The sequence below is a fragment of the Enterococcus sp. 3G6_DIV0642 genome, assembly GCF_002140635.1.
Taxonomy (GTDB): Bacteria; Bacillota; Bacilli; order Lactobacillales; family Enterococcaceae; genus Enterococcus_D; species Enterococcus_D casseliflavus.
Window position 1 is genome coordinate 2955046 of the sequence record NZ_NGLH01000001.1, and the last position, 16224, is coordinate 2971269.

Sequence of the window (16224 nt, forward strand, 5' to 3'; positions counted from 1 at the left end):
AAAAATACCCAAAACATTGAATGAGGCAAGAATTGCATATGCAATTCTTGCCTCATTTTTATGCTTCATTCGATTCTTCGTTGTTTACTTTCACGATAGCAAAGCCTTTGTTATCAATAATCATCGTTTCATCTTCCAGTTGGACAAACTGTTCCATCAGGATCGAATCAGGACGAGAAAGAGTGATTTGGTCATCGCCCGTATTGAAAATACCGATGATCCGCTGTGCCCCTAACTCTCGTTCGAAAATGATCAGTCCATCCTCTTCCGAAACCCAGTTCCAACTCAAGGAACCTTCTGATAAGACTTTCTGGTTGTCTTTGCGAATGCTGATCAATGAGCGAGTGAAATGCAGGAGATCACGATCTTGCTTTTCTTCTTCCCAAATCATACATTTACGGCAATCCGGGTCCATATCGCCGGTCAAACCGATCTCATCACCGTAATACAGGCAAGGGACGCCTTGTTGCAGATACGTAAAGGCCATCACTTGGCGCATCAAGTCTTTGTCTCCTCGAGCCAAAGTTAACAAGCGCGGGGTATCATGAGAATCCAAGATATTGAACTGCACTTGATTGGTTTGCTCCCGATACAACATCAGCTGGTTATTTAATTCCGAGACCATTTTCGTCATGGAGATCTCGTCTTTGACAAAATATTCAATGATTGCATCCGTAAAGGCGTAATTCATTACTGCATGAAACTCGTCGCCTTGTAACCACCGTTGAGAAGAGTGCCAAATTTCCCCAAGGATATAAAAATCATCTTTGGCATCATCACACACTTGGCGGAATTTTTTCCAGAAGTGGTGACTGACTTCATTTGCAACGTCCAAGCGCCAAGCATCGATATCAAACTCTTCGATCCAATAACGAGCGATCTTCAACAAATAATCTTGCACGTCGGGATTTTCTGTATTGAGTTTTGGCATATGCGGCGTAAAGGCAAACACATCATAGGTGATGTCATAGGCATCTTCAAAGTTTTCCCCTTCTTTGTAGTTGACAGGAAACTCATTGATGTGGAACCAATCAGCAAAGGGCGAATCTTTGCCGTTTTTGATGACATCTAGCCATTGATGCGAAGTATCCCCCATATGATTGAACACAGCATCTAGCATGACTTTGATGCCGCGTTTGTGGCATTCCTCCACTAAGCGTTTAAAGGTGTCGTTATCCCCAAACGCTGGATCGATGGCTAAATAATCGATGGTATCATACTTGTGATTCGAATAGGCCTCAAAAATCGGACAGAAGTATATCCCATTGATGCCTAAATCGACGAGGTAATCCAAATGATCGATGACCCCTTGCAGATCCCCGCCGAAAAAGTCTTGGCGATCGGGATTTTTTGAGCCCCAAGGCAATACACCTTCTGGATCATTTGATGGGTCCCCATTTGCAAAGCGTTCAGGGAAGATTTGATACCAAACGGTTTCTTTTGCCCACTCAGGAATTTTGAAACGATCGGCTTCTTGGAAGTAAGGCATCCGAAAATAATTGTTGTTCATTTCTAAATATTGCTGCTCAAAAGGATAGACCCCGTGGTCTCCATAAAAGACATGCAACCCATCGTAACTTTCGATGGAAAAGCCGTAAGACAAACGGCGGAATTCTGCTCCGACCGATACTTGCCAATAATCATGCAAGTCCGTGGAAAGAATTTTTTTCATTTCAATTCTTTGCTGGTACCAAGCTTCTTTATACAGTGTGTAAGGATCGCCGCAAAGCAGCTGGACATGGCGGACGTCTTGACGGGCGGTACGTAAACGGATATGCATTTTATCCTTCTCGTACAAATACGCAAATTCACTTTCGGGACGATGATAAATGGCAGTAGTATTCATAGCAGACTCCTTTAACTTGTTTGATATACTCATTGTCGCACAAATCAGAAGTCAAAACAAGAGAAAAACGCAATCGGTTGCTTTATCTAAAAAATCGATAATATAAGTTAATATGAAATTAATTCAGTAATTAAAAAGCAAACGATTGCTTCGCCCTTTTTTAATCAAACGGCGTATTTTTCTCACATTGATTGCCAGTCCGTAAAATGTCATATTTCCGCAAGATCCCCACTGCTTCCGTCAACGACTGACTCAACTGCTGGATATCTTCTGCAGCCATTTGAGCGGTTTTGGCATTCAAGCGGTCTTCCACTTGTTTTTTCTTTTGGACAAACAACTGCTTCCCAGCTTCTTCCAAATAAACATTGACGTTGCGGCGATTGACGCCGTTGGTTTTGCGGACCACAAAGCCAGCCTTTTCTAACCCCGAGATCGAACGACTGATTTGGACTTTTGACGTACCGATTTGCTGGGCCAACTCGGACATCGTGATTCCTTCATTACTAGAGATCACCACGAGTTCCAAGATTTCCATTTTGGTCAATTTTAAATCTTCCAGACCGATTTCTTCAAACAATATGTTTCCCATCAGCGAAAAGATTTCCGCAAATACCGCCATATTGAATGTTCCTAACGCTTTTTCCATACTCTCCCTCTTTTCTGTCTTTAGTTTATTATAAATTATTTGTTTAAACAATGATAATCGTTGATTTTTGTTAACCATTATGATAGCGTGGTTACATAATGAAAATAATCGTGAAAACGGCAAGAAAAGAGTGACAGCATGTTAGAATTAAAAGATATCAAGAAGTATTATACGGTTGGCGCCAGTACTACAAAAGCCCTCGATGGTGTCTCCGTCGCCTTTCGTAAACAAGAGTTTGTTGCCATTTTAGGGCCAAGCGGCTCTGGGAAAACAACCATGTTGAACGTGATCGGCGGCTTAGACAATTACGATTCTGGTGATATGATCATCAACGGCAAATCAACGAAATCCTTTAAAGATCGTGACTGGGATGCGTATCGGAACAATTCGATCGGCTTTGTCTTCCAAAGCTACAATTTGATCAGTCATTTAGGCATCATCGACAACGTCGAGCTTGGGATGACCTTGAGCGGTGTGTCAAAAGAAGAAAAACGCGCAAAAGCAACCGATGCTTTGACGCGTGTGGGCTTAGCTGAGCATATGCACAAAAAACCAAATCAGCTTTCTGGTGGTCAAATGCAGCGGGTAGCGATCGCTCGTGCCTTAGCAAATGATCCTGATATCCTTCTTTGTGATGAACCAACAGGTGCCTTGGATTCAGAGACCAGTGTCCAAATCATGGAACTGATCCAAGAACTATCAAAAGAAAAATTGGTCATCATGGTTACCCATAATCCTGAATTGGCGCACAAATACGCTGGACGGATCATTGAGTTCAAAGACGGACGAATCATTAAAGATTCGAACCCTCATGTCGAAGGACAAAAGAAAGACCAATTCGAATTAAAGCACACAAAAATGAGTTTCATGACTGCCTTACGTTTGTCGTTTAACAATATCCGCACCAAAAAAGGGCGCACCTTCTTGACAGCCTTTGCTTCTAGTATCGGGATCATCGGAATCGCCATTGTTTTGTCACTGTCAACGGGATTCCAAAAACAAATCGACAATACCCAGTCAGAAACATTAGCTCGTTTTCCGATTACGATCTCGCAAGTAGCCACTGAACAAGATCCATCAGCGATGGGGACGCGGGATAAATCGGAAGATTTCCCTTCAGATAAAGAGGTCACTGCTAAATTAAGTGATGCGGATCGTGCAACCCATATCAACAAAATCGATCAAGAGTTTCTCGATTACATCAACGACATTGATCCTGAGTTAAGTAACAATATCGGCTACACTCGTTCAACTTCATTGAATCTTTTCCGCAAGATCGATGACAATGTGGAACAAGTCAGCTTCTCCAACGCGTCGCCTGACAATGAACAGACCAATGCCATGATGTCTGCCATGAGTGCCTCAACCGGTATTGGGGTTTCGACTTTCCCTGAGCAGTTATCAGAGGATAACGGCAATTTCTTAAAAGACAACTATGACCTTTTAGAAGGCAGCTACCCAAGTGCCAGCACAGATGTCGTTTTGATCGTCGATGAAAACAACGTAACGAATGTCAATGCATTGATCAATCTCGGTTTTGATATTGAAGATGGTGACACGGTTTCCTTCGACGATATCGTGGGAACAAAAATCACATTGGCGTCTAATGATGCCTTTTACACCGAATTACCAACTGGAAACTTCATTCCAAATCAAGATTTAAATGAAGTTTTCGATAACAGTAACAACAAAGAATTAACGATCAGCGGAATCTTACGTATCAAGCAAAACTCTACGATGAACTTGCTGTCAACTGGCATTGCCTACAGTGATGCCCTCGCGCAAGAAGTCATCAAAGAAAACCAAGACTCAGCGATCGTCCAAGCACAAAAAGACAGCGACACCAACGTGATGACGAATGAACCCGTTGACGAAAGTGCTAAAGATTCATTGATCGCTTATCTTGGCGGCAGTGATTTACCAAACAGCATTATGATCTATCCGAATGATTTCAGTGCCAAAGAAAAAATCCTTGATTACTTGGATGACTTCAACAAAGGCAAAGACAAAGAAGACCAAATCGTTTATTCCGATTTAGCGGGTACGATGACTCAATTGACTGGTGGCTTGATGGATGCCATCACCTACGTCTTGATCGCTTTTGCAGGGATCTCCTTGGTAACTAGCATGATCATGATCGGTATCATCACCTACACCTCTGTGCTAGAACGTACGAAAGAAATTGGGGTCTTAAAAGCACTAGGTGCTCGTAAAAAAGACATCACCCGCGTCTTCGATGCCGAAACCTGTATTTTAGGGATCGCTTCAGGAGCTTTAGGTGTCCTAATTGCTTGGTTAGCTACATTCCCGATCAACGCGATCTTATATAGTATGACTGATCTCGAAAATGTTGCTCAATTAAATCCGGTCCACGGCCTGATCTTGATTGCCGTCAGCACCGTCCTCACTATGATCGGCGGCCACATTCCAGCTAGAATGGCAGCGAAAAAAGATGCAGCGATCGCTTTACGCGCCGACTAATTTTATAAAAAAACCCAACAGACAGTAGCCATTCCTTTGGCTACTGTTTTTTTGTCCTTCCTTCTGACTTCCAAAAGGTTTCTCTTGAAAAATTCACAAATGAGGAATACAATAGATTTGTTTTTAGGTATACCTAAAAAGATAGGACGTGAAACGATGAAGGAAGAAAAAAAATTGATTCAAGCGGCCAACGGTCCTAGCTTGGAAGAAATAAATAATACCGTTGCCATTCCAAAAAACGGCAGCTTTTGGCGCAATCTCTTAGCGTTTTCTGGTCCTGGGGCATTGGTAGCCGTGGGCTATATGGACCCAGGAAACTGGATCACCTCGATCGGTGGCGGTGCTGAATATGGCTATCTCTTACTTTCTGTGATCTTGATTTCCAGTTTGATCGCTATGCTGCTGCAATACATGGCAGCCAAGCTAGGGATCGTGACCCAGATGGACCTTGCGCAAGCAACTCGTAAACACACCAGCAAAGGCTTAGGCTTTGTTTTGTGGATCGTCACCGAATTGGCTATCATGGCAACGGATATCGCGGAAGTGATCGGAGGAGCGATCGCTCTCAATCTACTATTCGGCTTACCTTTATTAGTTGGGGTCATCTTAACGATTTTCGATGTACTGCTTCTGCTCTTTTTAATGAAATTGGGTTTCCGAAAAATCGAAGCGATCGTCATGACACTGATTTTGGTCATTATGCTGGTCTTTTGTTACGAAGTCATTATTGCTCAACCAAATTTGCCTGCTGTCTTGCAAGGCTTTATTCCCCAAAAGCAAGTCTTGAACCATGGGCAGCTGACAATGGCGTTGGGGATCGTTGGTGCGACTGTGATGCCGCATAATCTCTATCTGCATTCTTCGATCTCCCAATCACGAAAAATCGATCGCAGCGATACCCAAGAAGTGGCAACGGCCGTGCGGTTCGCTACTTGGGATTCCAATATCCAATTATCCGCTGCGTTTTTGGTCAATTGCCTGCTTTTGATCTTAGGAAGCGCCTTGTTCTTTGGTCATAGTGAAGAAGTCGGCACCTTCTCCGCGCTGTTTGATGCTTTGCAAGATTCCTCCATTGCTGGTGCTGTCGCCAGTCCAGTCTTGAGCGTTCTGTTTGCCGTGGCGCTCTTGGCATCTGGTCAAAATTCAACGATCACTGGGACACTGACGGGGCAAGTCGTGATGGAAGGATTTATCCATATGAAGATCCCTACTTGGGCGCGACGTTTGATCACCCGTGGCTTATCGGTGATCCCCGTCTTGCTTTGTACGATTTACTTTGGCGGCAACGAACAAGCCTTGGACGATCTGCTGATTTATTCGCAAGTCTTTTTAAGCATCGCCTTACCCGTTTCGATGATTCCGTTGGTTCTTTTTACCAGCTCAAAAAAAATCATGGGGGAACGCTTCAAGAATCCGCTATGGGTCTCTACCTTAGGCTGGATCTGTGCCATTGCACTGACGGTCTTGAATGTCCGCTTGATCATCGAAACACTCGGCAACTTCTAATAGAAAAAAAGCTTACGAGCTAGCCTCGTAAGCTTTTTTTGGTTAATTCGTTTCTAAATCATGTAAAAACAGACCGCTCAACAGTTTTGGTTCAAACCAAGTTGATTTTGGTGGCATAATTTCTCCCGCATCGGCGACTGCCAAAAGATCGGCCATTTGCGTTGGATACATGGAAAAGGCCAATGTCCATTCTCCGCTATCCACCAAACGTTCCAATTCTTCTGGACCACGAATTCCGCCGACAAAATCAATGCGTTTGTCTGTCCGCACATCTTGGATCGCGAAAATATCAGCCAGCACGTATTGTTGTAAAAGCGACACATCCAGCTGTCCTACCGCATCTTGCGGCACAGCTTCCGGCTTGATGGTCAACTCCCACCACGCATGGTTTAGGTACAGATGAATCGAACCACGTTGCGCTGGTTTCTTCCTTGTAGTTTCTCGAATCGTAAAATGCTGGGCTGCCTGCTCAAAAAAGTTTTCTGGCACTGGTACCCGCAAAACCCGATTGTATTCCCAAATCGCTAATTCATTTTCTGGGAATAAAATCGCTAAAAAGCGGTCGCTTTCTTGACGGCTTTGGCCATCGGCTCGCTTTTGCAAGCCGACTTTGACTGCTGACTCTGTGCGGTGATGCCCATCCGCAATATAAAGGGCATCTACAGCTTGAAACTGCTGGGCAAAAGAGGCGACTAGCGCTGGATCATCGATCAGCCAAACACGATGTTGCACCTCATGATAGCTGACAAAATCATAGATTGGCGCATGCTCTGCTTGCCACGCATCGACCGCTTCTTTGACTGCTGCTGGTTGGCGATAGCTCAAGAAAATCGGACTTGTATTGGCATCACATGCCAGAATATGATTGATCCGATCGATTTCTTTTTCTGGACGGGTAAACTCGTGTTTCTTGATTTTCCCAGCGACATAATCATCGATCGAGGTACAGGCGACAAGCCCCGTTTGGCTTCTACCAGCCATCGTCAATTCATACAAATAATATGCGGGCGCCGTTTCTTGAATCAACCAGCCTTCTTCTTGAAAAGATGCAAGATTTTCCGCCGCTTTTTGATACACCTGTGGATCATAAGGATCGATTCCTGGCAAGTCGATCTCCGAACGGTCGATGTGGAAATAGCTGTAAGGATTGCCTTGCGCAAACGCTGCGGCTTCTTGTGAATTGACCACGTCATACGGTAGCTCGGCCACTTTTTCTGCCAATGAGGCTTCTGGACGAATGGCTTTAAACGGAAATACTTGAACCATTAATACCCAACCTCCTGATTCTTGATGACCCGTACACGAACGATGTTTTCGTTCTCCCGCAGTTTATCGGCTAATTGATTCAATAAGGCTTCATCTTCAGAAGCGACATCGGCTAGGGTGTAAGCAAAGTCTTCCCGTCCACGATTCAGCATATTGTCGATATTGATTCCAGATTCCGCAATGATCGATGAAATCTGACCTAACATATTCGGTACATTGCGATTGATGATCGTCAGACGATAAGGCGAATGAAAAGCCATCTCAACAGTTGGAAAATTCACTGAGCGCTTGATGGTTCCAAATTCCAAGAATTTTTTCAATGTTCGGGCTGCCATCTTGGCACAGTTGACTTCAGCTTCTTCTGTTGATGCACCTAAATGCGGCAAGACGAGGACTTTTTCATTGTGCAGCAATTGTTCATCCGCAAAATCAGTCGTATAGCCCGCTAAACGGTCGGCTTTTAACGCACGTAAAACGGCATCTGTATCGACGATTTCTTTACGAGAAAAGTTGAATAGCTTCGTTGTTGGTTTCATTTTCGCAAGTTCGGCTTCCCCGACGAGATGATGCGTGTTTTCCATTAGCGGCACATGAACCGTAATAAAATCACAGGTTGAAAAGACTTCCGCAATATCATTGGCACGCTTGACCCGACGAGAGATCGTCCAAGCAGTATCCACTGACACGTAAGGATCATAACCGACTACTTCCATCCCTAGACGATAAGCATCGTTGGCGACCATCGCTCCAATAGAACCAAGGCCGATGATTCCTAACTTTTTGCCTTCTAACTCTGTTCCAGCAAATTGACTTTTTTGCGCTTCTGCTTGTTCTTCCACATTATCACCGCTCAAGGTTTGGACCCATTGGGCACCTCGTAAAATCGGACGGACACTTAAGAGCAGACTAGCGATCACTAATTCTTTGACCGCATTGGCATTGGCGCCTGGCGTATTAAAGATGACGATCCCTTTTTCAGTACATGCTTTGACGGGAATGTTGTTGGTCCCAGCCCCTGCACGGGCAATACCTAAGACACTTTCAGGAAAAGCGTAATCGTGCAATTTCTGGCTGCGCAGCAAAATCCCTTGCGGTTGGTCGCTTTCGTTGATGACATACTTTTCTTTTTCTAAACGCTGTAATCCTTCTGGTGCGATCGCATTGAATGTTTTGATTTGGAACATTTATTTGACCTCCGCTTCAAATGATTTCATAAAGTCGACTAACGCTTGAACGCCAGCTAATGGAAAGGCATTGTACAAGCTTGCTCGCATTCCTCCGACGGAACGATGCCCTTTCAAGTTCTCAAAACCAGCTTTAACAGCTTCTTCATTGAAGCGCTGATCTAATGCTTTATCCCCTGTTACAAAAGGAATATTCGTTAATGAACGGCTGTCAACAGCCACAGGACTACTGTAAAGAGCAGAGGCTTCGATCGTTTCGTATAAAAGCGCCGCTTTTTGGCGGTCTTGTTCTAAAATTGCAGGAATGCCGCCTAATTCTTCCAACCATTCAAACACCAATTTAGCAATATAGATAGCATACGTTGGTGGTGTATTGTACAATGAGTCATTTTTAGCCTGTAGACGATAATCCAGCATTGGAGCGAAGACAGCATCATCATTGAGTAAATCTTCTCGGATGATCACTACCGTCAACCCTGCAGGGCCAATATTCTTTTGGGCCCCAGCATAAATCACACCGAAGTCTTCTACACGATAGTCATTGGCTAAAATATTTGAGGACATGTCTGCTACGATCGGCACGTTGCCAGCCTGCGGAATCGTTTGAAAGGCCGTCCCTTCAATGGTATTGTTCGTGGTGATATGCAAATAAGCCGCTTCTTGATCGATCGCATCTTCTGAAATTTCTGGAATATAGGTAAAGTTTTGATCCTCACTAGAGGCAACAACTTCCACCGTCACGTTTCCAAGCGCTTTTGCTGCTTCAATAGCTTTCTTCGACCAAGAACCGGTATTTACGTATAAGGCTTTTTTGTTTTGTGCAAGATTTAAAGGGATCATACTGAATTGGAGACTCGCGCCGCCTTGTAAAAACAGTACCTGATAGTTTTCAGGAATTCCCATCAATTTTCGTAAAAGTGCTTCTGCATCTTTAATGATCGCTTCAAACAAGGAGGACCGATGACTCAGCTCCATAACGGACATCCCACTTCCGCGGTAATTCAAAAGTTCGGATTGTGCTTTCTCCAATACGGGACGGGGCAATACGGCAGGACCAGCTGAAAAGTTATAAACTGTCATACAAAAAATCTCTCCTTTATGTTAGATGTGAAAATCATTATAACAGATAGCCGAAAATGAAAAAAGCCTTAAAAGAGAAAATAATTTTGAATTTTCAGAAAAGACTACCAATTTCTTAACGTTCGTCATTTCGGCATTTTTTCAAACAGCCAGCGAGAAATTTCATTGTAAACGATCTCGCGGTTGCGCTCATTCAAAATCTCATGACGTCCCTGCTCAAGCAAATACATCGTCACGTCAGCATTTTGCTTCAGCTGCTGAGCCAATTGGCGGACGCTTTTGCCATAGTGCCCCACAGGATCATCTACACCTGAAATCAAGAGCAGCGGCAATTCTGGATCAATCCTGCGCAGTTGATCCGGATCACTGGCAGCTTGCGTCAATGTAAAGAGATCCTTGTAAGCCGGTAAGGAAAAATGAAATTGCGTGTAAGGGTCCTTCAAGTAGCGATCCACTTGTTGCGGATCACTGGTCAACCAATCCTTGGCGGTCCGATTGGGACGAAAACGCCGGTTGTGCTGGCCAAAAACCAGCTGTTCCATTACGTGATAAGGCCATTGCTGAGCGGCAAACGGCCGCAACAAGTTCGTGACAAGTTTGCCTCCTTGCATCAGCACGGCTTTTTCCATCGTGGTGCCCATGATGATCGCTCCTGACAATGGATGTGGCTGACTAAACAAATAATTCCGCAACACCAGCGACCCCATACTGTGCCCTAAGATAAAGTATGGTCGGTCTGGGTAGCAAGCAGCTGCGTACTGATGGACCACTCCCACATCTGCCACTAAATAGTTGGCGCCCTCTTTTTCACCAAAATGCCCATAGGCCTGTGTTTCTTTCACGGATTGCCCATGCCCTAAGTGATCATGACCGACCACCGCATAGCCTTGCGTAGTCAAACACTCCGCAAACTCGTGGTAACGTTCAATGTGTTCGATCATTCCGTGAACGATTTGCACGACTGCTTTCGGCTGTTCTTCTGGCAGCCACGTTTTGACAAAAAGCTGATCCTTCCCATTTGATGAAGTCAGCTTTTCTTGATTCATCCTCATAGTTCGCACCTCTTTTGCTTTTTCTTTTCCCTTCGCCAAATAAAACGGTCGTTTTCTTTATTATACGTGGAATTTTAGGCTATGGCGGTAGGAGTTGGGAATTTTCAAGGATAAAAAACCACGCAAAACGTGAGAAGTTCAAACATATGTAGCACAATAGCCACCCCTATTTGCGGTAAGAGTGACTATTGTGCGCTTGTTGCAACTCCAAGCGTGTGGGTTAGCGACAACTTGCCTAGCTATCGCCTCGCTTATCTAACCAATAAGCGTATAGATCGAGGTACCTCGAGTGATCCTACTAACCCAAACCATTCAAAACAGTATTCTTTAACTGAACATCAAGTACCTTAACCAAAGCTTCTTTTTGAAAATTGTTTCCCCTTCACATGGTTATGGGTCACTTATGATGTCAAGAAATAAAAAAACTGGGACAGAATGAACATCATTCTCTCCCAGTTTTTGCTTCTCGCACTCGTTCGGTTACATGGATAAAGAGCTGCTTCCTTTATCTCTTACGCTGTGGCAAAAATGCGTTCGATCAACTGCATCACTGCTCGGACTTCTTCGTTTTTAACGATAGGTTCGGCACCGTTGCGTACAACGTTGTAAAAATTCTTGTAGAAAGGTTCAAAATCTGCTTCGGCTTTCGGGAAAGGAATTTCTTTGGCTGCCAATTCCGATGGGGGTGCCATCGTTTTCGTCAAGCCGACGCCTGCTTGGACTGGTTTTGGTGCTGCCACATCTTCGCGACCTGTTGCTTGCACCATTTCCCCATTTAAATCCCAATCGGTGATGGTGGCTGTTCCTTCTGTTCCTTTGATGTACCAGCGAGGCAATTGCGTGTAATTGGAGGTTCCAACTTCCACGATTGCTTTGACCCCATTTTCAAAGGTAATCAAAGCGAAGAACCCATCATCGACTTCTTCCCCCAACACAAAGCTAAGATCCGCTTTAACATCTTTCACTGGACTGTCGATCAGCCATAGCATTTGATCCAGCAAGTGAACGCCCCAGTCTAAGAGCATTCCCCCGCCTTGTTTTTTCACATGACGCCAGTCTCCTGGGATGCCGTTTGCCCCTTGGACCCGTGATTCTAATTGGAACAAATCGCCGATCTGTCCATTACGGTACAGTTCGCGTACAAGTAAAAAATCAGGATCCCAACGGCGGTTTTGGTGAACCATAAAGGTATTGCCGGTTTCTTGGGCAACCGCCACGATCTCATCTAGTTCCGCAGTATTCAGCGCAACAGGCTTCTCGCAAACAACATGTTTGCCTGCTCTCAATGCAGCGATCGATAACTCTTTATGCAAGTCATTAGGTGTGGCGATCAATACTGCTTCGATCGTCTCATCGGCTAAGACTTCATCATAGCTTTTAAAGATCTTATGGCCTTTTTCTTGTGAGATCGCTTGACGTTCTTCATTGATATCGTAAGTTCCTACGATGTGGATTCGTTCGTTTTCATTTGGTAAGATATTGTGGACATGGTACGCACCCATGCCGCCATATCCGATTACTGCAAAATTGATTGCACTCATGTCTGACACTCCTCGGTTTTCTTCTTATGCCCACCACATGGATGAAGCTTCTTCACGGATCATAATCGTCTTCAAGTTGCTGATGGCACGATTCAGTCCTTCATCAATGGACATGATTGGATCTTCATGCTCAATACTCAAGACATAATCATACCCATAAATTCTAAGTGCAGAAATAATATCTGACCAGACTTGTAAGCTGTGGCCGCAACCGACTGAACGGAAGGTCCAAGCTCGGGTTTTGACATTGCTATATGGCTGCATGTCCGTCAAGCCATGCATGTTGATATTGTCTTGGTCCAAATACGTATCTTTAGCATGGAAGTGATGGATCGCATCGGCTTCCCCTAAGATTTTGACCGCTGCCACTGGGTCGATCCCTTGCCACCATAAATGACTTGGATCCAAGTTACAGCCGATGGCTTTACCCGCAGCATCCCGCAGTTTCAACATCGTATAAGGGGTATGTGCCAAAAAGCCGCCATGAAGTTCGATCCCAATTTTAACACCAGCCGCTTCCGCTTCCGTGTTGATGCCTTTCCAATAAGGAATCAGTTTTTGTTCCCATTGATAATTATAATTGTCATCGTATTCCGTTGGCCATGGCAATACTGGCCAGTTGACTTGCGTATCTGTTGCATTTCCGCCTGAAACGCCTGAAAATCCGTTCACAACAGGTACATTCATTAAGCTGGCTAATTTGATGGTTTTGCGCAAAAGTTCATCGGCTTCTTGCGCTTCTGCTTTTAATGGAGAGATTGGGTTGTTGTGACAGCTCAAAGCTGAGATTTCCAATCCTTTATCAGCTAATTTCGCTAAGTATTCTTTTCGCTCTGCTTCACTTGCTAGTAAACGGTCAATGTCTAAGTGGGCATTGCCGGGAGAACCACCGGTACCGATCTCGACGGTTTGCAGCCCTTTTTTCGCTACTTCATCGATCATTTCTTCAAAGCTAAGTTGATTGAATAACGGGGTAAAAACACCTAATTTCATTTTCTTTCCTCCTCAATTGCTTGAAAATGCCCATATGTTGGGTAACGATTTTCTGTTGGTGCACACCAGCGAGCCGCATTTTGGATCACTTTTTGCACTTTGGGATTGTAATAGCTTGGGAATGTCTCATGACCAGGCTGGAAATAGAAGATCTTGCCATTCCCACGGCGGAATGTACAGCCGCTGCGGAAAACTTCACCACCAGGGAACCAGCTGACAAAGATCAATTCGTCCGGCGCTGGAATATCAAAGTGCTCGCCATACATTTCCTCTTGCTCTAGTTCGATCCATTCGCCGACTCCTTCAACGATTGGGTGGCTTGGATTGACATTCCAGATCCGCGCATGCTGATCGTCTACTCGCCATTTCAAATCGCACGACGTTCCCATCAAGGTTTTAAAGATTTTCGAAAAATGACCAGAATGCAAGACGATCAGTCCCATTCCTTCCCATACACGCTGCTGCACACGAGCAACGATAGCCTCATCGACTTCTTCGTGCGCCATATGGCCCCACCAAACCAATACATCCGTGTCAGCTAATACTTGCTCCGTCAACCCGTGTTCTGGTTCATCAAGGGTCGCCGTTCGCACTTGGAAATCATCCTCTTCTAAAAACTTGGCAATTTGACCATGGATTCCTTCTGGATACATTTTTTGGACGGTCTCATTCGTTTTTTCATGACGAAACTCGTTCCATACCGTAACATGGATCATTGGTAGACCTCCTCTACGATGTTTTTTAATTGCAGATAATCAATCCCGCTGGCTTCTAAAGGAGCGAATTTTTGAAACGCTTCCTGCTCAACGATCAACCATGGTAGTTCTAATGCTTTAGCTGTTTCTACATACGACTTGATTGGTAAAATCCCATTGCCGATCTCGGTGCTTTCCTGCGGCTGCTCTTGCATATCTTTGATATGAACCAAGCCGACCTTCGTTTCGCGTTCCTTTAGCCAAGGTAAAACAGCCACGTTTGCAAAAGCTAACCAGTAAAGGTCGGCTTCCAAACGCAGTTGCGGATTGTCTTTGATCAGTTCATCGATCATAGATTCTCCAGCAACTTCAGTAAATTCATGGGCATGGTTGTGGTAGTAGCAAGTCAGCCCTTCGGCTTGCAATTTTTGGGTGATCTGGGTCAGCTCCGCAGCAAAGGCTTGCCATTTTTCCAAAGAATCAAAGCTGGCATACGGAATGACGATCCGTTGATTGCCAATCGTTTTTTCAAAAGCGACGGTTTCTTCAAAACGATCTTGCAATGCTTCAAACGGGATATGGGAAGCCGCGACCGCCAAATCCAACTGCTCCAGCATTTCTTTGATCTGAGCAGCACTGTGTCCATGATAACCGGCAAATTCAACACCGTCATAGCCGTTTTGTTTTACTGTTTTCAACGCTTCAAAAAGGTCTGTCTTGCAGTCCTCTTGAATACTCCAAAGCTGTAAAGCGATTTTCGGTTTTGTCATTTATGCTCGCTCCTTTTCTTCCAGCAGTTCTTATAGGTAGACTGGCTCACCGGTTTGCGATGATTTGTAGATCGCTTCTAAAATCTCCGTCACGACCATTGCTTCTTCAGGTTTGACCACTGGTTCGGTATCGTTGATGATCGCATGGATCCACGATTGTGCTTCTAAAATTTCTGGCGTTTCACCGTTTCCTTCATAAAAATCAACGCCGCCTGTTTCAAGTTCGATATTTTTTTCATACAGCAAACTGTGGTCTTCTCCGTTGATGGTCAAACCGTTGTTCATATCTGCACCCGCTTTGCTGCCCATCAGCGTCGTTTTGGCTTCTTTCACATCCAAGCTGTTGAGCGCCCAGCTAGCTTCTAAGAAAATCGTTGCGCCATCTTCCATAACCACAAAACCAAAGGCCGAATCTTCTACTGAGAATTTCTCTGGATCCCAAGGGCCCCAAGCATTTGCGGCATTTTTGGTTTGCGACAACTCATGATACGCTTTTCCGACAACAAATTTTGGTTTGTAATTGTTCATCATCCATAAGGTCAGATCCAATGCGTGGGTACCGATATCGATCAACGGACCGCCGCCTTGCGCTTCTTCATCAAGGAAAACACCCCAAGTTGGCACAGCCCGACGACGGATCGCATGAGCTTTCCCAAAATAAATGTTTCCTAATTGTCCTTCGGCGCACACTTCATGAAGATAACGAGAATCTTTTCTAAAACGGTTTTGGTAGCCGATCGTGAGTTTTTTCCCTGTTCGGTTAGCTGCTTCGATCATTGCTTTGGCTTCTGCCGCTGTTTTTGCCATTGGTTTTTCACACATGACATGACAATCCGCTTCTAGTGCGGCAATCGTCAACTCAGCATGTGAGGCGTTTGGTGTACACACATGGATCACATCTAGATCAGCTTGTGCCAACATTTCTTGATAATCGCTGAATACTTGGGCATCTTCGGTCCCAAATGCTGATTTCGCTTCGACTGCACGTTCAACCAGCAGATCACAAAAGGCAACCATTTCTACTTCTTCTACTTGAGACAAGGCAGGCATGTGCTTGCCGTTTGCGATCCCACCGCACCCAATGATTCCAACTTTAACTGTCATATCTTTCCTCCTGAAAACGCTTATTATTTTCTACCTCCTCATTATAGCGAAACATCGAAA

The 16224-nt window shown here is 44.6% G+C and carries 13 protein-coding genes; 2 read left to right on the top strand and 11 right to left on the bottom strand.

The features are described 5' to 3' along the window. Positions 1-58: 58 nt before the first annotated feature. Positions 59-1846: a glycoside hydrolase family 13 protein gene (locus A5878_RS14320; protein ID WP_005228237.1), complete on the bottom strand. Its 1788-nt coding sequence runs from the start codon at positions 1844-1846 to the stop codon at positions 59-61. Positions 1847-2006: 160 nt separating this feature from the next. Then, the gene (locus A5878_RS14325; protein ID WP_010749984.1) at positions 2007-2492 is read right to left on the bottom strand and encodes a MarR family winged helix-turn-helix transcriptional regulator; all 486 of its coding nucleotides are present in this window, start codon (positions 2490-2492) and stop codon (positions 2007-2009) included. 138 nt (positions 2493-2630) lie between these two features. On the opposite strand from A5878_RS14325, the gene A5878_RS14330 reads away from it, so the two are divergent. Beyond that, a complete protein-coding gene (locus A5878_RS14330; RefSeq protein WP_060791474.1) occupies positions 2631-4973 on the top strand; it encodes an ABC transporter ATP-binding protein/permease in 2343 nt (780 codons plus the stop codon). 156 nt (positions 4974-5129) lie between these two features. Further along, positions 5130-6479, top strand: a complete 1350-nt coding sequence (locus A5878_RS14335) for an Nramp family divalent metal transporter (protein ID WP_060791475.1) — start codon at positions 5130-5132, stop codon at positions 6477-6479. 42 nt (positions 6480-6521) lie between these two features. Here A5878_RS14335 and A5878_RS14340 read toward each other — a convergent pair whose 3' ends face one another. The 9 genes from A5878_RS14340 to A5878_RS14380 form a co-directional block, all read right to left on the bottom strand. After that, positions 6522-7745 carry a DUF1015 domain-containing protein gene (locus A5878_RS14340; RefSeq protein WP_060791476.1) on the bottom strand — a complete coding sequence of 408 codons (1224 nt, stop codon included), beginning with the start codon at positions 7743-7745 and terminating at the stop codon, positions 6522-6524. Further along, positions 7745-8929 (bottom strand): phosphoglycerate dehydrogenase, encoded by a 1185-nt coding sequence (locus A5878_RS14345; protein WP_060791477.1) that lies wholly within the window; start codon positions 8927-8929, stop codon positions 7745-7747. Before A5878_RS14345 ends, A5878_RS14340 begins: the two co-directional genes overlap by 1 nt. Continuing rightward, positions 8930-10009 carry a 3-phosphoserine/phosphohydroxythreonine transaminase gene (serC, locus tag A5878_RS14350; RefSeq protein WP_005228215.1) on the bottom strand — a complete coding sequence of 360 codons (1080 nt, stop codon included), beginning with the start codon at positions 10007-10009 and terminating at the stop codon, positions 8930-8932. Positions 10010-10134: 125 nt separating this feature from the next. Next, on the bottom strand, positions 10135-11061 hold the full coding sequence (locus A5878_RS14355) for an alpha/beta fold hydrolase (protein WP_060791479.1): 927 nt from the start codon (positions 11059-11061) through the stop codon (positions 10135-10137). A gap of 512 nt (positions 11062-11573) precedes the next feature. Further along, the gene (locus tag A5878_RS14360) at positions 11574-12602 is read right to left on the bottom strand and encodes a Gfo/Idh/MocA family protein (RefSeq protein ID WP_060791480.1); all 1029 of its coding nucleotides are present in this window, start codon (positions 12600-12602) and stop codon (positions 11574-11576) included. Positions 12603-12626: 24 nt separating this feature from the next. After that, a complete protein-coding gene (locus tag A5878_RS14365) occupies positions 12627-13595 on the bottom strand; it encodes a sugar phosphate isomerase/epimerase (protein ID WP_005233928.1) in 969 nt (322 codons plus the stop codon). Continuing rightward, positions 13592-14311, bottom strand: coding sequence for a ThuA domain-containing protein (locus tag A5878_RS14370; protein ID WP_060791482.1), 720 nt, complete (start codon positions 14309-14311; stop codon positions 13592-13594). The genes A5878_RS14365 and A5878_RS14370 overlap by 4 nt, the downstream gene beginning before the upstream one ends. Beyond that, a complete protein-coding gene (locus A5878_RS14375; RefSeq protein ID WP_060791483.1) occupies positions 14308-15060 on the bottom strand; it encodes a sugar phosphate isomerase/epimerase in 753 nt (250 codons plus the stop codon). The genes A5878_RS14370 and A5878_RS14375 overlap by 4 nt, the downstream gene beginning before the upstream one ends. Before the next feature lie 30 nt (positions 15061-15090). Beyond that, on the bottom strand, positions 15091-16164 hold the full coding sequence (locus A5878_RS14380) for a Gfo/Idh/MocA family protein (protein WP_005228203.1): 1074 nt from the start codon (positions 16162-16164) through the stop codon (positions 15091-15093). Between the last annotated feature and the right edge of the window lie 60 nt (positions 16165-16224).